The organism is Streptomyces sp. NPDC058773 (assembly GCF_042746015.1).
In the GTDB taxonomy this organism is placed as follows: Bacteria; Actinomycetota; Actinomycetes; order Streptomycetales; family Streptomycetaceae; genus Streptomyces.
In genome coordinates, this window is the sequence record NZ_JBHYPE010000061.1 from 1 (window position 1) to 20,559 (window position 20,559).

Sequence of the window (20,559 nt, forward strand, 5' to 3'; positions counted from 1 at the left end):
GGGTGGGGGCGTACGTCGTCTTCCTTATCGGCGCGCACCCCCCCACCCCGCTCCGGCCCGTCCCCTCCCGTGGAGGGTGGGGGGAAGGCTGGTGGGGGTGCCTCTCGGTGGTCCGGTGCCGCTTGCGGAACTGAGTTTTTGGCTTACGGCGGCCAGCCCCTACTCACCGGAACAACTCCCCTCCGCGGGAGGGGACGGGCCGGAGGGGTCTGGTGTGTGGACGTAAAGCGAAGCAGTCCACACACCAGGCACCGGAGGTCCGTCACCGCACCCAACAACCACCCAGCCCGCCGCAGGCGCAACGACGAGTCAGCCGAAAACACAGGGAGCCGCAGCCCCGCGCAGCGGACCGGCCCGCCGCAGGCGACACGGCGAGGGCACCGCGAAGCGGGCCACAAACGGCGAGCAACCACCACGGCGGGAAAGCCGAAAACGTGGGCTGCATCAATGAAACGTGTGCTCCTCCCCCGGGAAGCTGCCCCCCACGACCTCCTCCGCGAAGGCCTTCGCCGCGCCGCCGAGCTGGGCCCGCAGGTCGAGGTACTGCTTGACGAAGCGGGGTACCCGGCCGGCGGTCATGCCGGCCATGTCGGTCCAGACCAGGACCTGGGCGTCGCAGTCGAGGCCCGCGCCGATGCCGACGGTCGGGATGTAGAGCGAACGGGTGACTTCGGCGGCGAGCTCGGCGGGTACCGCCTCCAGGACGACCGCGAACGCGCCGGCGTCCTGCACGGCCTTGGCGTCGCGCAGCAGCTGCTGGGCCGCCTCCTCGCCGCGGCCCTGGACGGGGTAGCCGCCGTAGGCGTTGACCGACTGCGGGGTCAGCCCGACATGGGCCATGACCGGGATGCCGGAGGAGACCAGCAGCTCCACCTGCTCGGCGGAGCGCTCACCGCCCTCCAGCTTGACGGCGCCCACGCCGGCTTCCTTCACCAGCCGGGTGGCGCTGCGCAGCGCCTGCACCGGGCCTTCCTGGTACGCGCCGAACGGCAGGTCGCCGATGACCAGCGCGCGCTTGGTGCCCCGGACGACCGCGGCGGACAGCAGGGTCATCTCGTCCATGGTGACCGGCACGGTGGACTCGTACCCGAGGTGGCAGTTGCCCATCGAGTCGCCGACGAGCAGGACGGGAATCCCGGCCTCGTCGAAGACGGAGGCGGTCATCGCGTCGTAGGCGGTGAGCATCGGCCACTTCTCGCCGCGCTCCTTGGCGGCGGCGATATCGCGGACGGTCACCCGGCGGGACCCGGTTCCTCCGTAGAGCGACTTGTCGACCGGCTTCTGGGCAGGCGAAAGCTGCGTCATGGTGACGGCTCCTGTTCGTCATCTCGAGGCACCCTGACGGTGTCCCCGGACTCCCCTCCATGCTGGCACGGCCCGCGCACAAAGGAAAAGGGAGCGGGGGTGACCGGTCCGTTCACCCGGAGGAGGGGCGCGGCCCTGTCAGCTTTCCGATACGGAACGGGCTCGTATCGGAAAGGTTATCGTGCCCGCATGGCCACCTCACCCACGGAACCGGGCGCACCACCGGCCCGGCAGATCCCGGACCGCATCCACCGCCGCCGCTGGGCGATCCTGTCCACGCTGATGCTCAGCCTGCTGATCGTGGTGCTGGACAACTCGATCCTCAACGTCGCCATGAAGACGATCGCCACCCCGGCCCCCACCGGCCTCGGCGCCACCCAGAGCGAGCTGGAGTGGGCGATCAACTCCTACACCCTGGTCTTCGCCGGCCTGCTCTTCACCGCGGGGCTGCTCGGTGACCGTGTCGGCCGCAAGAAGGTGCTGCTCTTCGGGCTGGCGGTCTTCGGTGCCGGGTCGGTGCTGGCGGCGGTGTCCGGCTCGCCCGCCGAGCTGGTCACCTTCCGCGCCGTGATGGGTCTGGGCGGCGCCTGCGTGATGCCTGCCACCCTCGCCATCCTGATGAACGTCTTCGAGCACGACGAGCAGCCCCGGGCGATCGGCATCTGGGCCGGCGGGGTGGGCATCGCCATCGCGGTCGGCCCGATCGCCGGCGGGCTGCTGCTGGACCACTTCTGGTGGGGCTCGGTCTTTCTGATCAACGCCCCGATCGTGGTGCTCTCGCTGGTCGCGATGCTGGTGCTGGTGCCCGACTCCAAGGACCCGCACCCGGGCCGGATGGACCCGTTCGGGGTGCTGCTGTCCGTCGTCGGCCTGGTCCTTCTGGTCTACGGGATCATCAAGGGCGGCCAGCTCGCCGACTTCACCGACCCGGAGGTGGTCGGCACGGTCGTCGGCGGTCTGGCGGTGCTGACCGTCTTCGTGCTGCACCAGAAGCGCAGCGACCACCCGTCCATCGACATCAGCTACTTCCGCACGCCCGCCTTCTCGGCCGCCATCGCCGCCATCGCGCTGGTCTTCTTCGCGCTGATGGGCGTCTCGTTCTTCGCCGTCTTCTACATCCAGAGCGTGCGCGGCTACAGCCCGCTCCAGGCCGGGCTGCTGTTCCTGCCGCTGGCCGCCGCCCAGTTGCTCTTCGCGTCACGGGCCCGGCTCGCGGTGGAACGCTACGGCGCCCGGGCGGTGTGCACCTTCAGCATGTTCGTGGTGGCCGACACCATGCTGGGCCTGCTGCTGCTGAACGAGACCACCCCGATCTGGATCATGGAGGCGCTGCTCTTCCTGCAGGGGGCCGGGATGGCGCACATCATGCCGCCGGCCACCGTCGCGGTGATGCAGTCGCTGCCGCGGGAGAAGGCCGGCTCCGCCTCGGCGCTCAACAACGTCTTCCGGCAGGTCGGCGGCACCCTGGGCGTCGCCGTCCTCGGCTCGCTGCTGTCGACGACCTACCGCGACCGCATCGACGACACCCTCGACACGGTGCCGGGGCTGCCGGCCGCCGCCCGGCACGCGGCCGGTGAATCCATCGAGGCGACCCTCGGGCTCGCGGAGCGGATGGGCCCGGCCGGCCGGCCGCTGGCCGCCGCGGCCGATGACGCCTTCATCCATGCGATGCATGTCACGGCGCTCGGTTCGGCCGCCGTCGCGCTGGTCGGGGCCCTGGTGAGCGTGCGGTACCTGCCGGGCAGAATGGGACCGGCGCCGCAGGCGGCGGAGCCCCGGGAAGAGCGGAAGGCGGGCGTGCAGAGATGAGCCGGGCGGCGGAGGACCCCGAGGGTGCGGCGGCCGGGGGGCGATCGCGTCCTCGGGGTTCTGCGGCTCCCGCGCCCCGCGGCCGGCCGCGCAGCGCCGCGGCCGACTCCGCCATCATCGAGGCCGTGCTGCGGCTGCTCGAAGAGGGCGCCTCCATAGGTGAGTTGTCCATGGAGGGCATCGCCCGCGCGGCCGGTGTCGGCAAGGCCACGGTCTACCGCCGCTGGGCCGGCAAGAGTGCCCTGATGCTCGACGTCATGCGGTCCCTGGACGCCCCGAGCCCGCCGCCGGCCGGTCTCTCGGTACGCGATGACCTGGTCGCGCTGCTGGAGTTCCTGCGCCGCCGCGGACTCGCCAAGCGCAGCTCCGCGTTGCTGCGCAGTGTGGTCAGTCATGTCCGGGCCCAGCCGGAGCTGTGGGCGGAATATCACGACACGGTGGTACGGGCCCGCCGGGAGGCGCTGCTCGGAGTGCTCCGGCGCGGTGTGGCGAGCGGCGAGATCCGCGCCGACCGTGATCTGGAGACCCTCGCCGACCTCTTCGTCGGCCCGATGCTGGCCCGGGCGCTGTTCCACGAATGGCAGGAGCTGCCCGAGGAGCTCCCGGCGGACATCGTCGACACGGTCCTGGAGGGCGTACGGCCGGCCGTCGGCACGGTGGGCACCGCGGGCTGAACTCCCGTGCGCAGGCACCGGTCCGGACGCTCCCTCACTTTCCGTGCGGCGGACCGGAACCCCGGCCGCGGTACGGGCGCCCGTCCGCCGGAGGGCCCGTCTGGCGCCCCGCTCCATGACCGGATCATGCCCGTTGTGTCACAGCCGTTGTCACAACCTTCACCTCCGGAACCCCGACCCGTTACCGCGCCGTCCTCACTTCTAAGAAAGCGCATTACAGGTCATCGCCTAGGGTCGGGGACCACAGGTCAGGCGCAGCGAAGCAAGGTAGTGAGGACAGCTAAATGGCGCAGGCATACATGACGGAGCCGGGACAGGGGCACAACCCCGGGCAGGCCGGTTCCCGGGCCGAACGCCTGCGGAACTGGTGGGGTCCTGAGGGGATGTGGCGCCGCGGCATCGTGCCGGCGGTGCTCGCCGTACTTCTCGGCCTGCTGATGCTGCTGCACGCCCGGATCCCCAACACCGTGGGAAATCTGGGCAGTCTGCTGGAGACCTTCCTGCCGTGGCTGGGGCTGGGCATCCCGCTGCTGCTCCTCGTCGCGGTGCTGCGCCGTTCGACGACCGCGCTGGTCGCCCTGGTGCTGCCGGTCTTCGCCTGGGTCAATCTCTTCGGCGGGCAGATCACCGACAAGGCGGACACCGGCGGCAATGTCACCGTCGCCACGCACAACGTGAACGCCGACAACCCCGACCCGGCCGCCACCGCCAGGGACATCGTGAAGTCCGGCAGCGATGTGGTGGCCCTGGAGGAGCTGACCGGCGAGGCGCTGCCCGCCTACCGGGAGGGGCTGGCGAAAGCGTACCCGTACCACACGGTCGAGGGCACCGTCGGGCTGTGGAGCAAGCGCCCGCTGTCCGACACCCGGCCGGTGGACATCAAGATGGGCTGGACCCGCGCGCTGCGCGCCACCGTCACCGCCGAGGACGGCCAGAAGTTCGCCGTCTATGTCGCGCATCTGCCGTCGGTACGGGTCAAGGTCGAGGCGGGCTTCACCGCCAACCAGCGCGACGGCAGCGCCGCGGCGCTGGGCGAGGCGATCGCCGCCGACCCGGAGAAGAAGGTCGTGCTGCTCGGCGACCTCAACGGCACCATGAACGACCGCTCGCTGGCGCCGGTCACCTCCCAGATGCGCTCCGCCCAGGGCGCCGCGGGTGACGGCTTCGGCTTCAGCTGGCCGGCCGCGTTCCCGATGGCCCGGATCGACCAGATCATGATGAAGGGGATGGACCCGGTCAAGGCCTGGGTGATGCCGTCCACCGGCAGTGACCACCTTCCGGTCGCCGCGTCCGTGAAGCTCTGACGGGCGTCGGCCCGGCGCCGGGGGAGGCCTCCCCGGCGCCGTCGGGCCGGCGGGGAGAGCCGGCCGGTGGCGTCGCGTCCGCGAGCCGGCCCGGCGGCGTCGCGTCCGCGAGGGGGAGCCGGCACCGGAACGTCACGCCCCGTTCCCGTGCCGGAATGCTGGACCTGAGAGACTTTGTTCCGTAAGGGAACTTATAGCTCCGGTCCGCTCCCCGCGTGCAGCCCGCCCGCACGCAGCACCCCGAAAGGTCTTCCATGCCCTTGGCTCTGCTCGCTCTCGCGATCTCGGCCTTCGGTATCGGCACCACCGAGTTCGTGATGATGGGCCTGCTGCCCGACGTCGCGGACGATCTGGGCACCTCCGTGCCCACCGCCGGCTACCTCGTCTCCGCCTACGCCCTCGGCGTCGTCATCGGCGCCCCGCTCCTGACCGCCCTCGGCTCCCGTATCCCGCGCAAGCGGATGCTGGTCTCGCTGATGGCGGTCTTCACGGTCGGCAACCTCGCCTCCGCCCTGGCCCCCACCTTCGGCCTGCTGATCGCCGGCCGGCTGCTGGCGGGGCTTCCGCACGGTGCGTTCTTCGGGGTCGGCGCGGTGGTCGCGGCCCGGCTGGTGCGCGAGGGGCGGCAGGCCCGCGCGGTCGCCACGATGTTCCTCGGTCTGACCGTCGCCAACATCGTCGGGGTGCCCGCCGCGACCCTCCTGGGCCAGCGGCTCGGCTGGCGCGCCACCTTCCTCGTGGTGGCCGTCATCGGCCTGGCCGCGATGGCCGCCCTGGCCCGGCTGGTCCCGCCGCTGCCGGCCGACGAGCGCACCGGCCTGCGCCGCGAGCTGCGGGCGCTGGGCAACGGCCAGGTGCTGCTCGGCCTGCTCACCACCGTCTTCGGCTTCGCCGGGATCTTCGCCGTCTACAGCTACCTCGCATCGATGCTGACCGAGGTCACCGGCTTCACGGCGGGCTCGGTCCCGATGGTCCTCGCCCTCTTCGGCATCGGGATGACCCTCGGCGCGCTCGCCGCCGGCCCGCTCACCGACCGGGCCCTGCGCCCGACGCTGTACGGCTCGCTGGCCGCCCTGGCCCTCGTCCTGACCGTGTTCCACTTCACCGCCCGGGTGACGTGGGCGGCGCCGGTCACGGTCGTCGTCATCGGTGCCGTCGGCTTCCTGACCACCACCCCGCTCCAGATGCTGGTCATGAACAAGGCCCAGCAGGCCCCGACCCTGGCCGCCGCCTCCAACCAGTCCGCCTTCAACCTCGCCAACGCGGGCGGCGCCTGGGCCGGCGGGCTGGCCCTGTCGGCCGGCTGGGGCTGGACCTCCCCGACCCTGGTCGGCGCGGTCCTCGCGGCCCTCGGCCTCGCCGTCGCCCTGCTGGCCGGCCTCCTGGACCGCGGCGCCCGGGACACCTCCCGGATCGTGGCCCGCAGCGGCCCGGCGGAGACGGAGCGGGCCGTGGACGGGGCCGACGGGGCGGTGTGGGCGGGGGACCGTACGGACCGAGGGGGCCGCCAGCTCTCCTGACTCCCCGTCAGGCCCCCTCCCGCCAATGGTTGGTGATCGGCAGCCGGCGGTCCTTGCCGAAACCCTTCGCGGAGATCTTGGGGCCCGGCGGGTACTGGCGGCGCTTGTACTCGGCGTGGTCGACCATCCGCAGCACCCGGGTCACCAGACCGGCGTCGAAGCCCTGGGCGGTGATCTCCTCCCGTCCCCGGTCGTGGTCGACATAGAGCTCCAGAATGCGGTCCAGGACGTCGTAGTCGGGGAGCGAGTCGGTGTCGACCTGGCCGGGGCGGAGTTCGGCGCTCGGGGGCTTGGTGAGGGTGTGCTCCGGGATCGGCGGGGTCCGGCCGCGGTCGGCGGCGGCCTGGTTGCGCCAGCGGGCCAGCTGGTAGACGACGGATTTGTAGACGTCCTTGATGGGGCCGTAGCCGCCCACCGAGTCGCCGTAGAGCGTCGAATAGCCGCAGGCCAGCTCGGACTTGTTGCCGGGGGCGAGGACCAGGTGGCCCTCCTGGTTGGAGATGGCCATCAGGGTGGTGCCCCTCAGACGCGACTGGAGGTTCTCCTCGGCCAGGCCGGTCAGCGGCAGCGCCGCCATATAGGCGTCGAACATCGGGCCGATCGGCACCGTACGGAACGACAGGCCCGTACGGCGGGCGAGTTCGGCGGCGTCGGTCAGCGAGTGCTCCGACGAATAGCGGGAGGGCATCGCCACCGCGTGCACCCGCTCCGCCCCCAGCGCGTCACAGGCCAGGGCGGCGACCAGCGCCGAGTCGATCCCGCCGGAGAGGCCCAGCACCACACTGCGGAAGCCGTTCTTGGCGACATAGGCGCGCAGGCCGGTGACCAGCGCGGTGTAGATCTCCTCCAGATCGCCGAGGGCTTCGGCAGTAACGCCGGGAGCCTCCGGAGGGTAGGGCGGCAGCGGGTCGGGGGAGAGAGTGACATGGGTGACGCGCAGCCCGTCGTTGAGAATCCCCGAGGGGGGTTCCGGCGCCGCGGCCGGCAGGTCCAGGTCGACCAGCACACAGCCCTCCGTGAACTGCGGCGCCCGCGCGATCACCCCGCCCTCCCGGTCGACCACGATCGAGTCGCCGTCGAAGACCAGCTCGTCCTGCCCGCCGATCATCGCCAGATAGGCGGTGGTGCACCCGGCCTCCCGGGCCCGTCTGCGGACCAGCTCCAGCCGGGTGTCGTCCTTGTCCCGCTCGTACGGTGAGGCGTTGACCGACAGCAGCAGCCCGGCGCCCGCGCTGCGCGCCGCCGGCACCCGGCCGCCGTCCTGCCACAGGTCCTCGCAGATGGCCAGCGCGACATCCACCCCGTGCACCCGTACGACGGGCAGCGTGTCACCGGGGACGAAGTAGCGGAACTCGTCGAAGACGCCGTAGTTGGGAAGGTGGTGCTTGGAGAAGGACAGGGCGACCTCGCCGCGGTGGAGTACGGCGGCGGCGTTCTGCGGGGCGCCCGCGGGGCGGCCGTAGCGCGGGGTGGCCCGTGCGCCGCGGTCGAGATAGCCGACGACCACCGGCAGCTCGCCGAGTCCCTCCTCGGCCAGCCGGGCGGCCAGTGCCCACAGCGCGGCCCGGCTCGCCTCGACGAAGGAGGGCCGCAGCGCCAGGTCCTCGACGGGGTACCCGGTCAGTGCCATCTCGGGGAACGCGACGAGGTGTGCGCCCTGGTCCGCGGCGTGCCGGGTCCAGTGCACGATCGTCTCGGCGTTCCGGTCGAGGTCGCCGACGCAGGAGTCGGTCTGATTCAGGGCGAGACGAAGTTGAGGCACCCCGCCAGTCTAATCGTCTTTCTGACGCAATGGGGGGCCGGAGCGGTCCCGGCGGGGCTCCGGGCGGCCCGGTGACCCCGGTCGCACCACCGGCCCCGGGAGAACGTACCGGGGCCGGCGGAGAGACGGGATCTCGCGGACACGCGCCTGGTGCGGATCAGGGGAACCCGAGCCGTCAGAGCGGGCTGAGGCGGGCCTTGAGCAGGCAGAACTCATTGCCCTCGGGGTCGGCGAGAACGTGCCACTGCTCCTCGCCGGTCTGGCCGATGTCGGCCGGGCGCGCCCCGAGCTTCAGAAGGCGTTCGAGCTCGGCGTCCTGATCGCGGTCGGTGGGGTTGACGTCGATGTGCAGCCGGGACTTCCCCGGCTCCGGTTCGTCCCTGCGGCTGAGGATGATCGTCGGCTGCGCGCCGCCGAACCCTTCGCGCGGACCGCAGGGGCCCTCTCCTCAACCCTTCCGGTAGCCCAGCACCGTCATCATCCCCGACTCCGAGTGGTAGACGTTGTGGCAATGGACCATCCACAGCCCGGGGTTGTTGGCGTCGAATTCGACGTCGAGGCTGCGTCCCGGCAGCACGATCGCGCTGTCCTTGCGGGGCCCGCCGTTCGGCAGCGCGAAGTGGTGACCGTGGATGTGCACGGGGTGCCACATGCGGGTGTGGTTACGGATGGCCAGCCGCACCCGCTCACCGGCCCGGATCGGGTTCCGGTGCGACGGTGTGTACTGCCGCCCGTTGATCGCCCAGTCGAACTTCTGCATGGAACCGGTGAGCTTCAGCTCCACGGTGCGGTCGACGCTCCGGGCCACCGCCCGTGCGCTCTCCGCCGCCCGCAGCCGGTACGCGGACAGCAGCCGGCCGTCCAGCTCCCTGGGCCGGGCGGACGGCCCGGGGGGCTGCCCGCTGCCGGTGTGCAGCACGGCCTGCGCCGTGTGCTTCTTGCCCTCGGCCAGCGCGGTCAGCGGGAAGACACCGTCCTTGGCGGTGACCAGCACGTCATAGCGCTCGCCCATGCCGAGCAGCAGCGCATCGGTCTCGGCGTGCTCCACGGGGAAGCCGTCCGCATGTGTCACGGTCATGGCGTGATCGCCGAGCGCCACGCGGTAGGCGGTGTCGGCGCCCGCGTTGAGCAAGCGGATGCGGATGCGGTCGCCGGGCTTGGCCCGGAAGCTGTGCGGGGCCTCGGCGATCCGGCCGTTGATGAGGTGGTACGGGTGGTCGACATCGCCCGCGTCGCCGCCCAGCAGCTCGCTGCGGGAGCCGGTCAGCATCCGCGACGGGCCGCCGGTGGGCGCGGCCGCGGCCGCCGGTGACTCGTGGTTCCCGCGGGCGTCGCCCTCGTCGCCGTGCATGCCCGCCATGCCGCCCATGCCCCTGTTCAGCTCGGCCAGCACGCTGTCGGGGGTGCTGCCGTCCACCCCGTCGACCCAGTCGTCGAACACGACCACCCACTCCTTGTCGTAGGCGAGCGGCTCCTTGGGGTCGTCGACGATCAGCGGCGCGTACAGCCCGCGGTCCTGCTGCACCCGGGAGTGCGGATGCAGCCAGTAGGTGCCGGGGTGGGGGACCGTGAAGCGGTAGGGGAAGGAGGCGCCGGGCAGGATCGGCCGCTGGGTGAGGGTGGGGACACCGTCCATGTCGTTGCGCAGCGCCAGACCGTGCCAGTGCACGGAGGTGGACTGCGGCAGGTGGTTGTTGAGGGTGACGGCGAGCGTGTCACCCGCGGTGACCCGCAGTGTCCGGCCGGGCAGCTCGTCGGCGTACGCCCAGGTGTCGACGGTGTGGCCGCCCAGGTCGATCCGGGCCGTGGCGGCGGTCATCGTGAACTCGCGCACCGGGCCACCGCCCCGCTTGCGCTCGGCCTCGGCGACCTCCGGGCCGTCGGGGGAGACGTAGCCGGGCGGGTCGTCGCGGTGGGAGCCGTGGGCCGGGCCCCTGCCGTCCGTGCCGGAGTGCGGGCCGGAGCTGAAGACGCCGGTGGCACGGGCGGCCGGCAGACCGCAGCCGACGACGGCGATACCCGCGCCGAGCAGGGCGCGGCGGGAGTGCGTACGCATGAGTGAGGCACCTCGTGACGGGTCGCTGGGTGATGTCGGTACGGGGCGGGGGCGCCGCCGCGGACTTCGATGGGGCGGCGGGCGCCGCAGGCCCCCACGGGGACCGGGGAGACACCCCCTAGGCGCGCGGCACCGACAGGCGGTCGAGGAAGGGGTGGCGCGGCGGCCCGGATATGAGCCCCGGGCGGGGCGCCGGACGGGTGCGCGGGGCCGGGAACGGCAGCGGTCGGTCGCACCGGGCGACGGCCTTGCCCTGTTCCCGCATCGCGCACCTCTCGACGAACGACAAACCGGCGGACGCCCGGCGGGCCGGCATCCCCGCAGCCTACCCCCTAGGGGTATAGGCCCCCGGGTGGCCCGCCGAGGGAGTGCACCGGACCGGCCGGCGCCGCCGTTCCGCCCGGCCCGGCAGGCCGCGGTCCGTCGCGCCGGTGTCACCGCGCAACTTGCCACCACCCGCCCATTCTTGGCCCTGCCGCACCCTCGGCGTGCCCGGCGTTCCGTGCCGTCGGCCGGGTCCACCCGATCACCCGGCAGTCCGTACCCCGCCCCGCCCTGCCGTCCCCGCCGCCGGGCCCCCGGGCCGGGAAACGGGCCCGCCAAGTCCAGGTCAACGCGCCCCCAGCGACACTCCAAGACTGGACCAAGCTCGCCCGATCGCCGTCACCGGCCGTGACGCGCGGGTGTGACGCGGGAAGGATGCGAGGTAAGGGTTCCTGGACGAAGGGTTACGGGACAGCGGTTCTGGTTCAGGGCAAGGGCACGTAATGTGACGGTAACCCCCTCACGTGATACTGGTGCCACAGCACGTTGTTCCACGTGGCTGGACGGGCCGATTGACCTGCAAGGATTGGTGACCCATGGACAAGCAGCAGGAGTTTGTGCTCCGTACGCTCGAGGAGCGCGACATCCGCTTCGTACGGCTGTGGTTCACCGACGTGCTCGGGTTCCTCAAGTCCGTGGCGGTGGCCCCGGCCGAGCTGGAGCAGGCCTTCGACGAGGGCATCGGCTTCGACGGCTCGGCCATCGAGGGATTCGCCCGGGTGTACGAATCCGACATGATCGCCAAGCCCGATCCCGGCACCTTCCAGATCCTGCCCTGGCGCGCCGAGGCCCCCGGCACCGCCCGGATGTTCTGCGACATCCTGATGCCGGACGGTTCCCCCTCCTACGCCGACCCGCGCTACGTCCTCAAGCGCATCCTGGCCAAGACCTCCGACCTCGGGTTCACCTTCTACACCCACCCCGAGATCGAGTTCTTCCTGCTCAAGGACAAGCCCGTGGACGGCTCCCGGCCGATCCCCGGCGACTCCTCCGGCTACTTCGACCACACCCCGCAGAACGTCGGCATGGACTTCCGCCGGCAGGCGATCACGATGCTGGAGTCGATGGGCATCTCGGTGGAGTTCAGCCACCACGAGGGCGCCCCCGGCCAGCAGGAGATCGATCTGCGCTACGCCGACGCCCTCTCGACCGCCGACAACATCATGACGTTCCGGCTGGTCATGAAGCAGGTCGCACTGGAGCAGGGCGTGCAGGCCACCTTCATGCCCAAGCCGTTCTCGGAGTACCCGGGCTCCGGTATGCACTCCCACCTCTCGCTCTTCGAAGGCGACCGCAACGCCTTCCACGAGTCCGGCTCGGAGTACCAACTCTCCAAGGTCGGCCGCTCGTTCATCGCCGGCCTGCTCAAGCACGCCGGGGAGATCTCCGCCGTCACCAACCAGTGGGTCAACTCCTACAAGCGCATCTGGGGCGGCGCCAACCGCACCGCCGGCGCCGGCGGCGAGGCCCCCTCGTACATCTGCTGGGGCCACAACAACCGCTCCGCGCTGATCCGCGTGCCGATGTACAAGCCCGGAAAGATGGGCTCGACCCGGGTCGAGGTCCGCTCCATCGACTCCGGCGCCAACCCCTACCTCACCTACGCCGTGCTGCTCGCGGCCGGCCTCAAGGGCATCGAGGAGGGCTACGAGCTCCCGGCCGGTGCCGACGACGACGTCTGGGCGCTGTCCGACTCCGAGCGCCGCGCGATGGGCATCGAACCGCTGCCGCAGAACCTCGGCGAGGCCATCGAGCTGATGGAGCGCAGCGAACTGGTCGCCGAGACCCTCGGTGAGCACGTCTTCGACTTCTTCCTGCGCAACAAGAAGCAGGAGTGGGAGGAGTACCGCTCGGAGGTCACCGCCTTCGAGCTGCGCAAGATGCTGCCCGTGCTCTGAGCCACCGCGCCACCGAGAGGCTGCACCATGGCACTTCCCGCTCCGCAGGGACGGCGGAGCAGCACCTTCAGCCGGCTGCTGAGGCACGGTTTCACCGACCCCTCGGCGGCCGGGGAGCTGCTCGATTCCCCTCCGTTCGCTTCCGTACGCGATGACTCGGTGCTGCTGGAGGCGCTGGGTGCCACCGCGGACCCGGACCTCGCGCTGCACAGCCTGGTCCGGCTGGTCGAGGCCCAGGACCCGGACGAGCAGCAGGCGCTGCTGAGCACCGTCGTCGCGGCGAAACCGCTGCGCGACCGGCTGCTGGGGGTGCTGGGCGCCTCCGAGGCGCTCGCCGACCACCTGGTCCGGCATCCGCGCGACTGGCAGTCGCTGGTCACGTACGAGTCGGTGGACCTGCACCCCACCACGCCCGAGTTCGAGCTGGCGCTCGCCGAGGGCATCTGGGCCGAGCCGCACGTCGCCCGGCCGCGCGCGGACGCGCTGCGCGCCGCCTACCGCCGCGCGCTGCTGGGCATCGCCGCCCGCGATGTGTGCGGCACGACCGATGTCGCCGAGGCCGCCGCCGAGCTGGCGGACCTGGCCACCGCCACGCTCCGGGCCGCTCTGGAGATCAGCTACGAGGAGGCGCCGGGCGACGCCGCGGTGTGCCGGCTGGCGGTCATCGGCATGGGCAAGTGCGGCGGCCGGGAGCTCAACTACGTCTCGGACGTCGACGTCATCTTCGTCGCCGAGGCCAAGGAGGGCGTCGACGAGGCCAAGGCCCTCCAGGCCGCGACCCGGCTCGCCGCCCGCATGATGCGGCTCTGCTCCGACAACACCGTCGAGGGCACGATCTGGCCGGTGGACGCCAACCTGCGCCCCGAGGGCCGCAACGGCCCGCTGGTCCGCACCCTCTCCAGCCACCTCGCCTACTACCAGCGCTGGGCCAAGACCTGGGAGTTCCAGGCACTGCTCAAGGCCCGCCCGATGGCCGGTGACCTGCAGCTGGGGCAGGAGTACGTGGACGCGCTGGCGCCCATGGTCTGGGAGGTCGCCGAGCGGGAGAACTTCGTCGCCGACGTCCGCCAGATGCGCCGCCGGGTCGTCGAGAACATCCCCGCGGCGCAGGTCGAGCGGGAACTCAAGCTCGGCCCCGGGGGGCTGCGCGACGTCGAATTCGCCGTGCAGCTCCTCCAGCTGGTGCACGGCCGCAGCGACGCCACCCTGCGCAGCGCCACCACCCTCGACGCGCTGGCGGCCCTGGCGGCCGGCGGCTATGTCGGACGCCAGGACGCCGCGGCCCTCGACGCCGCCTACCGCTTCCTGCGCACGCTGGAGCACCGCATCCAGCTCTTCCGGATGCGCCGTACCCATCTGATGCCCGAGGACGAGGGCGAACTGCGGCGGCTGGCCCGCTCGCTGGGCCTGCGCACCGAACCGGTTGACACCCTCCGCAAGGAGTGGAAGTGGCACGCCCGCGAAGTGCGCCGGCTGCACGAGAAGCTCTTCTACCGGCCGCTGCTCGACGCCGTCGCCCATCTGGAGCCCGGCGAGGCCAAGCTGTCCGCCAAGGCCGCCGGTCACCGCCTCGAAGCGCTCGGCTACGCCGACCCGGTCGCCGCGCTGCGCCACCTGGAGGCGCTGGCGTCCGGCGTGACCCGCAAGGCCGCCATCCAGCGGACCCTGCTGCCGGTGCTGCTCGCCTGGTTCGCCGACTCCGCCGACCCGGACGCCGGCCTGCTCAACTTCCGCAAGGTCTCCGACGCCCTCGGCAAGACCCCCTGGTACCTGCGGCTGCTGCGCGACGAGGGCGCCGCCGCCGAGAACCTCGCCCGGGTGCTGTCGGCCGGCCGGCTCGCCCCCGACCTGCTGCTGCGCGCCCCCGAGGCGGTCGCTCTGCTCGGCGCGCCCGACGGGCTCCAGCCCCGCGGCCGGGCCGCGCTGGAGCAGGAGGTGCTGGCCGCGGTCGGCCGCGCGGACGGCGCGGAGGCGGCGGTCGCGGCGGCCCGCGGGGTGCGCCGCCGGGAGCTGTTCCGTACGGCCGCAGCGGACGTCATCGGCGCGTACGGCACGGAGTACAGCCCGGCCGAGGACGACCACGGCCACTCCGTCGACGCCGTCGGCACCGCCGTCTCCGACCTCAACGCCGCCACCCTCGCCGGTGCGCTGCGCGCCGCGGTCCGCGAACAGTGGGGCGACACCCTGCCCACCCGCTTCGCGGTGATCGGCATGGGCCGGTTCGGCGGCCGGGAGCTGAACTACGGCTCGGACGCCGACGTCCTCTTCGTCCACGAACCGCGCGAGGGCGCCGACGAGCAGGAGGCCGCCAAGGCCGCCCACGCCGTCGCCAACGAGATGCGCCGGCTGCTCGAACTCCCCTCCTCCGACCCGCCGTTGCTCATCGACGCGGACCTGCGCCCGGAGGGCAGGACGGGCCCGCTGGTACGGACCCTCGCCTCGTACGCGGCCTACTACCGGCGCTGGTCGCTGGTATGGGAGTCACAGGCCCTGCTGCGCGCCGAACCCGCCGCCGGCGACCTGGAGCTGGGGCAGCGCTTCATCGACCTGATCGACCCGCTCCGCTACCCCGCCGAGGGCCTGGGCGACGACGCGGTCCGCGAGATCCGCAAGCTCAAGGCCCGGATGGAAGCCGAACGGCTGCCCCGCGGCGCGGACCCCACCACCCACGCCAAGCTGGGACGCGGCGGCCTGAGCGATGTCGAGTGGACCGTACAGCTGCTCCAGATGCAGCACGGCTGGGAGATCCCCGGCCTGCGCACCACCCGCACCCGCGAGGCCCTGGCCGCCGCCCACGCCGCCGGCCTCATCGCCACCGAGGACGCCCAGACCCTGGACGAGGCCTGGGTACTGGCCGCCCGCGTACGCAACGCCGTCATGGTCGTACGCGGCCGGCCCGGCGACACCTTCCCCGTCGACGGCCGCGAACTGGCCGCCGTCGGCCGCTACCTCGGCTACGAGGAGGGCCAGACCGGCGACATGCTCGACGACTACCGCCGGGTCACCCGCCGGGCGCGGGGTGTGGTGGAGGAGATCTTCTACGGAGCGTAGTCGTTGGCACTCGGCTTGCTTCCCACGTTTTCGGCTTGCCCGCCGCAGGCGCAACGGTGAGTCAGCCGAAAACGCAGGGGGCCACAGCGCCGCGCAGCGGACCCCGCCCGCCGCAGGCGACACGGCGAGGGCACCGCGAAGCGGGCCACAAACGGCGAGCAACCACCACGGCGGGAAAGCCGAAAACGTGGGAAGGCCCAAGAATCCGCTAGGCCCCCGCCGGCGCAACCCGTGCCAGGCGGTGCGGCAGTCGCCCGTACCAGGCGCAGGCCAGGGTGAAGCCGAAGGAGAGGCAGAGGACTCCGCCCAGGGCGTCCAGCCAGAAGTGGTTGGCGGTGGAGACGATGACGAGCAGGGTCGTGGCGGGGTAGAGCAGGCCGAGGAGCCGGCACCAGAGGGGCCTGGCCAGCAGGGCGATGGTGAGGCCGCACCACAGGGACCAGCCGATGTGCATCGACGGCATGGCGGCGTACTGGTTGGACATCGAGGCGAGACTGCCGGACGCCATCGAGCCCCAGGTGCCGTGGTTGACCAGGGTGTCGACGAAGCCGCCGTCCGGCATCAGGCGGGGCGGTGCCAACGGGTAGAGGTAGTAGCCGACCAGGGCGAATCCGGTGGTGGCGAAGAGCGCCAGCCGGGCGGCGGCGTAGCGGCCGGGATGCCAGCGGTAGAGCCAGACCAGCACGGCGATCGTGACGATGAAGTGCAGTGTCGCGTAGTAGTAGTTCATCGTCACGATCAGCCACGTCACGGAGTTCACCGCGTGGTTGACGGTGCGTTCGACGGCGATGCCCAGCGTGTGCTCCGCCTGCCAGATCCAGTCGGCGTTCTTTATCGCCTGGATCTTCTGCTCGGGCACCGCGTTGCGGATCACCGAATAGGTCCAGTAGCTGACCGCGATCAGCAGGATCTCGAACCGGAGCCGGGGTGAGCGGGGGGAACGCAGACGGGCCCATCGGCCTTCGCTCACCGGGCGGTCGGCGTGTTCCCCCTTGGATGGCGGGGCGGTCGGCGAGCCGTCCAAAATCCTGGTATTCGCATCACCCATAGGCAGACAGTCTGCCAGAAACGGACTTCTTGCCGATCATCCTTCGGGCGGGTATTCGAGCCGGTGTATCGGACTTGGGAGGTATGCAGGGAACCCGTACCAGCGGGGTACGGGTGCCCGGCCATCTCTTTCGGGGCCATTGCTTGACAGGCTCATGAACCGCCCCTTAGACATTTGCTTCACCGGTATTCGTGCCCATCAACGGGGGTTGAAGCGTTGGCCGACACCTTACGGATCAGTCCGGACGAGCTGCGCGCCTCCGCGCGGGCCGCCGACCATCTGGCGGATGACAACGACAGCGAGATCAGCGGCGCCCTCAAACAGACGCGCACCGCGGCCGATGCCCTCTCCGCCTGGAGTCTGGGCGGCCGGCTCACCGCAACCGCCGCGGACTGGGAGAGCGGCCTGAAGGGGTTGCAGTCCCGCATCCGCGCGTCGGCGCGGGACCTGCGCTCCACCGCGGATTCGACCGACAGCACCGAGTCACACGTCGCGCAGTCCATGCGCGCGGTCCTGGGGTGACGGGCCGTGAGCAGTGAGTTCAAGCGCCTGCTCAAGCTGGACGTCTCCGATCTCGAAACCGCCGAGTCCCGCTGGAAGAAGCTCTCGGACCAGCTCGAACGTTCCCGGGACGCCCACCGCCACCGCGTCACCGGTCCACTGCACGAGGAGTGGCAGGGCGAGGCGGCGAAGTCCGCACTCGACACGATGGAGAAGCACGAGAGCCAGCTGGGGATCGCCACCCAGCAGGCGATGCTCATCCAGACCACCCTCGGCACCGCCGCGCAGGAGCTGGCGGCCGCCCGTTCCGACCTGCGCCGGGCGGTACGGGCCGCGGAGGACGACGGCTTCGAGGTGACGGACGACGGCGTCATCAACCCGCCCGCGGGCGGCCCCTCCCAGTACGGCGGCTCGCTCGACGGGCACCGCGACGCCATGAACCGCGCCCTGAAGCGGGCACAGGACGCCAACGACCAGGCCGTCGCCGACCTCGGCCGCCTCGAATCGCAGGTGCTCACCTCCCCTGGCGGCTGGCAGGACACCGCAATTGACGCCAACGAGGTCTCCCGGCACGCGGGCGTGCGGGTCAGCGACATCCCGCTCAATGATCTGGAGGGGGAGAACTCCCGGTGGTGGGCAGGGCTGTCCGATGAGAAGAAGGAGCTGTACCTCGCCGCCTATCCGGGGATCATCGGCGGGATGCGAGGTCTGCCCTCGGACGCACGCGACGAGGCCAACCGCACCGTGCTCGACAAGGAGCTGGAAGAGCTCCACAGCAAGAACCCCAGGGAATCGCTGGAGACCGAGGGCAACGCCTATCTGAAGCGCCGCAGGAACCTGCTGGCACTCAAGGACGCCCTCGACGAGGCGGACGGCGGCCCCGAGCGCAAGCAGCCGTACCTGCTGATGCTCGACCCCGAGGACGACGGCAAGGCGGCGGTCGCCCTCGGCAACCCGGACCGGGCCGACCACACCGCCGTCCTCGTCCCGGGCACCGACACCACGCTGGGCAGCGCCCCGGGCCAGCTCAGCCGTATCGACCGGCTGCACGACGCCGCCACCCGGGAGGCCGCGCCCAACGAACGTGTCTCCACGGTCTGGTGGCTCGGCTACGACGCCCCCGAGTGGGAAGGCGGCAAGAAGTGGGACAACGGCGGGGTGAGCACCGAGGACCGCGCCAATGAGGGGGCCCCGGACCTGCGCCGGTTCGTCGGCGGTCTGCGCGAGTCGCACCATGGCTCACCCACCCATATGACGGTGATCGGCCACAGCTACGGATCGACGACGGTGGGCGTCGCGGCGAGCGGGGACGGCGGCCTCGGGGCCGATGACATCGTCGGCGTCGGCAGCCCGGGGATGCACGTCAACGAGGCCGAGGACCTGAACATCGATCCGGAGCACGTCTGGATCGGCAACTCCAGGAACGATGAGATCGTCGACGGCTTCTCCGACTTCAACCTCGGCGACAACCCGGCCGAGGAGCCCTTCGGCGGCAACAACTTCTACGTCGACCCCAAGGGCGGGCACAGCGACTACTGGAACGAGGACAGCAAGGCCCTGGAAAATCAGGGCAGGATCATCGCCGGGGAACGGCCGCGCACGGTCCCCAAGGACGACAACGACTGGCCGCTCCTTCCCGATTAGCGGGGAAGCGGCTCGCGTACACGGGCGAAGAGGGAGGACCGTGGTCACCGCACGTACGGCACACCGTGCCCTCTGCCTTGCCGTACTGCTGCTCGCCACGGCGTGCGCCGGCGACGGCGAGGACGACAAGAACGCCCCGCTGCCGCGCAAGAGCGAGGCGCAGGCCCTGAGCGAGGCGCGGCACTACACGAAGGCCCTGGCCGGCTCGTCGGGCGTCGTGCTCTCGCCGCGCACGGCCGTGAAGGATCTCCACACCTGCGTCGGGAAGGACGACGAGACCGCCGAGGACGGCCGCTTCACCTTGACGTACCACGTCAGGGGCGAACTGCCCCGGCAGCAGCACATCGCCGCCGCCCGCAGGCTCCGCGAGGCGATGGAAGGGCAGCGGATCTCCGTCGACCACCTGGACGAGAGACCCGGCGACGACCGGCCGGTGATCCTGGACGGCAGCGTCGCCGGGAAGCGGAAGGAGCGGATCTCCCTCACCGTCGAAAGCGTTGAAGGACCCGACAGCCTGCAGTACGTGGTCACCACGCCGTGCTATCTCCCGCCGGGAGTGCGGCAGCAGCGGTTCTGATGCCGCCCTACGGCGTGGCCCGCACCGGCGCAGGAATCCTCGCCGTCGTCCGGGGAACCGAGGCGGTGGAACCGCGGACCACCAGTTCGGGGTGGAAGACGAACTCGCTGTGCGGGGCGGGGGTTCCGCCGATTTCCTCCAGGAGGGCGCGGACGGCTGCCTGGCCCATGGCCGTCACCGGCTGACGGATGGTGGTCAGCGGGGGGTCGGTGAAGGCGATCAGGGGGGAGTCGTCGAAGCCGACGACGGAGAGGTCGCGCGGGACGTCGAGGCCGCACTGCCGGGCCGCGCGGATCGCGCCGAGGGCCATCATGTCGCTGGCGCAGACGATGGCGGTGGCGCCCCGCTCGATCAGCGCGCCCGCCGCGGCCTGGCCGCCCTCCAGGGTGTAGAGGGAGTGCTGGATGAACGGCTCCGCCTCCGCCGGACCGGTCTGCAGCCGCTCCTGCATGCTGCGGACGAAGCCCTCGATCTTGCGCTGTACGGGGACGAAGCGCTTGGGGCCGAGCGCCAGTCCGATCCGCCGGTGGCCGAGCGCGCCGAGGTGGGTGATCGCCAGGTCCACCGCGGCCCGGTCGTCGGGGGAGACGAACGGTGCCTGCACCTTGTCGGAGAAGCCGTTGATGAGGACGAACGGGACGCCCTGGCCGCGCAGCTGCTCATAGCGCTGCATGTCGGCGGAGGTGTCGGCGTGCAGCCCGGAGACGAAGATGATGCCGGCCACCCCGCGGTCCACCAGCATCTCGGTCAGCTCGTCCTCCGTGGAGCCGCCGGGCGTCTGGGTCGCGAGGACGGGCGTGTAGCCCTGGCGGGTCAGTGCCTGCCCGATGACCTGGGCGAAAGCCGGGAAGATCGGGTTCTCCAGCTCCGGGGTGATCAGTCCGACCAGGCCGGCGCTGCGCTGCCGCAGCCGCACCGGGCGTTCGTAGCCCAGCACATCGAGGGCGGCGAGCACGGACTGGCGGGTGGTCGCGGAGACGCCGGGCTTTCCATTGAGCACCCGGCTGACGGTGGCCTCGCTGACACCCGCCTGCGCTGCGATATCGGAAAGCCGGGCGGTCATGAGGGGGACTGTACCGGTCGGCT

The 20,559-nt window shown here is 71.6% G+C and carries 14 protein-coding genes and 1 pseudogene; 9 read left to right on the plus strand and 6 right to left on the minus strand.

Annotation, left to right across the window (positions count from 1 at the left end):
* Positions 1-444: 444 nt before the first annotated feature.
* Positions 445-1,305, minus strand: coding sequence for a 3-methyl-2-oxobutanoate hydroxymethyltransferase (gene panB, locus ACFW5B_RS32225; RefSeq protein ID WP_386447547.1), 861 nt, complete (start codon positions 1,303-1,305; stop codon positions 445-447).
* Between the two features lie 189 nt (positions 1,306-1,494).
* Between panB and ACFW5B_RS32230 the strand changes: the two genes are divergently transcribed.
* From ACFW5B_RS32230 to ACFW5B_RS32245, 4 genes are all read left to right on the plus strand, one after another.
* Complete coding sequence (locus ACFW5B_RS32230; RefSeq protein ID WP_386447551.1) at positions 1,495-3,114, plus strand: MFS transporter; 1,620 nt, start codon at positions 1,495-1,497, stop codon at positions 3,112-3,114.
* Complete coding sequence (locus ACFW5B_RS32235; protein ID WP_386447554.1) at positions 3,111-3,788, plus strand: TetR/AcrR family transcriptional regulator; 678 nt, start codon at positions 3,111-3,113, stop codon at positions 3,786-3,788. The genes ACFW5B_RS32230 and ACFW5B_RS32235 overlap by 4 nt, the downstream gene beginning before the upstream one ends.
* A 299-nt stretch (positions 3,789-4,087) precedes the next feature.
* The gene (locus ACFW5B_RS32240) at positions 4,088-5,092 is read left to right on the plus strand and encodes an endonuclease/exonuclease/phosphatase family protein (RefSeq protein WP_386447622.1); all 1,005 of its coding nucleotides are present in this window, start codon (positions 4,088-4,090) and stop codon (positions 5,090-5,092) included.
* A 254-nt stretch (positions 5,093-5,346) separates the two neighbouring features.
* Positions 5,347-6,612: an MFS transporter gene (locus tag ACFW5B_RS32245; RefSeq protein ID WP_386447557.1), complete on the plus strand. Its 1,266-nt coding sequence runs from the start codon at positions 5,347-5,349 to the stop codon at positions 6,610-6,612.
* A gap of 7 nt (positions 6,613-6,619) precedes the next feature.
* Here the strand turns inward: ACFW5B_RS32245 and ACFW5B_RS32250 are convergent, their stop codons facing one another.
* The 3 genes and pseudogenes from ACFW5B_RS32250 to ACFW5B_RS32260 all read right to left on the minus strand — a co-directional run bounded on the left by ACFW5B_RS32250 (position 6,620) and on the right by ACFW5B_RS32260 (position 10,430).
* Positions 6,620-8,374, minus strand: coding sequence for an NAD+ synthase (locus ACFW5B_RS32250; RefSeq protein ID WP_386447560.1), 1,755 nt, complete (start codon positions 8,372-8,374; stop codon positions 6,620-6,622).
* A gap of 175 nt (positions 8,375-8,549) precedes the next feature.
* A pseudogene (locus tag ACFW5B_RS32255) lies at positions 8,550-8,807 on the minus strand (VOC family protein); the annotation flags it as partial.
* A 15-nt stretch (positions 8,808-8,822) separates the two neighbouring features.
* Positions 8,823-10,430: a multicopper oxidase family protein gene (locus ACFW5B_RS32260; RefSeq protein ID WP_386447563.1), complete on the minus strand. Its 1,608-nt coding sequence runs from the start codon at positions 10,428-10,430 to the stop codon at positions 8,823-8,825.
* Positions 10,431-11,290: 860 nt separating this feature from the next.
* Between ACFW5B_RS32260 and glnA the strand changes: the two genes are divergently transcribed.
* Positions 11,291-12,652, plus strand: a complete 1,362-nt coding sequence (gene glnA, locus ACFW5B_RS32265) for a type I glutamate--ammonia ligase (RefSeq protein WP_362613850.1) — start codon at positions 11,291-11,293, stop codon at positions 12,650-12,652.
* A gap of 27 nt (positions 12,653-12,679) precedes the next feature.
* Positions 12,680-15,703 (plus strand): bifunctional [glutamine synthetase] adenylyltransferase/[glutamine synthetase]-adenylyl-L-tyrosine phosphorylase, encoded by a 3,024-nt coding sequence (locus ACFW5B_RS32270; RefSeq protein ID WP_386447567.1) that lies wholly within the window; start codon positions 12,680-12,682, stop codon positions 15,701-15,703.
* Between the two features lie 208 nt (positions 15,704-15,911).
* Here ACFW5B_RS32270 and ACFW5B_RS32275 read toward each other — a convergent pair whose 3' ends face one another.
* On the minus strand, positions 15,912-16,751 hold the full coding sequence (locus tag ACFW5B_RS32275) for a phosphatase PAP2 family protein (RefSeq protein WP_386447570.1): 840 nt from the start codon (positions 16,749-16,751) through the stop codon (positions 15,912-15,914).
* Between the two features lie 216 nt (positions 16,752-16,967).
* Between ACFW5B_RS32275 and ACFW5B_RS32280 the strand changes: the two genes are divergently transcribed.
* Genes ACFW5B_RS32280 through ACFW5B_RS32290 form a run of 3 tightly spaced genes read left to right on the plus strand, consistent with a single transcriptional unit; the run spans position 16,968 to position 19,473 of the window.
* Positions 16,968-17,273, plus strand: coding sequence for a hypothetical protein (locus ACFW5B_RS32280; RefSeq protein WP_386447572.1), 306 nt, complete (start codon positions 16,968-16,970; stop codon positions 17,271-17,273).
* 6 nt (positions 17,274-17,279) lie between these two features.
* Positions 17,280-18,896: an alpha/beta hydrolase gene (locus ACFW5B_RS32285; protein ID WP_386447575.1), complete on the plus strand. Its 1,617-nt coding sequence runs from the start codon at positions 17,280-17,282 to the stop codon at positions 18,894-18,896.
* Between the two features lie 40 nt (positions 18,897-18,936).
* Positions 18,937-19,473 (plus strand): hypothetical protein, encoded by a 537-nt coding sequence (locus ACFW5B_RS32290; protein WP_386447578.1) that lies wholly within the window; start codon positions 18,937-18,939, stop codon positions 19,471-19,473.
* A 7-nt stretch (positions 19,474-19,480) separates the two neighbouring features.
* On the opposite strand, the gene ACFW5B_RS32295 is transcribed toward ACFW5B_RS32290, so the two are convergent.
* Complete coding sequence (locus tag ACFW5B_RS32295; RefSeq protein ID WP_386447581.1) at positions 19,481-20,536, minus strand: LacI family DNA-binding transcriptional regulator; 1,056 nt, start codon at positions 20,534-20,536, stop codon at positions 19,481-19,483.
* Positions 20,537-20,559: the final 23 nt, after the last annotated feature.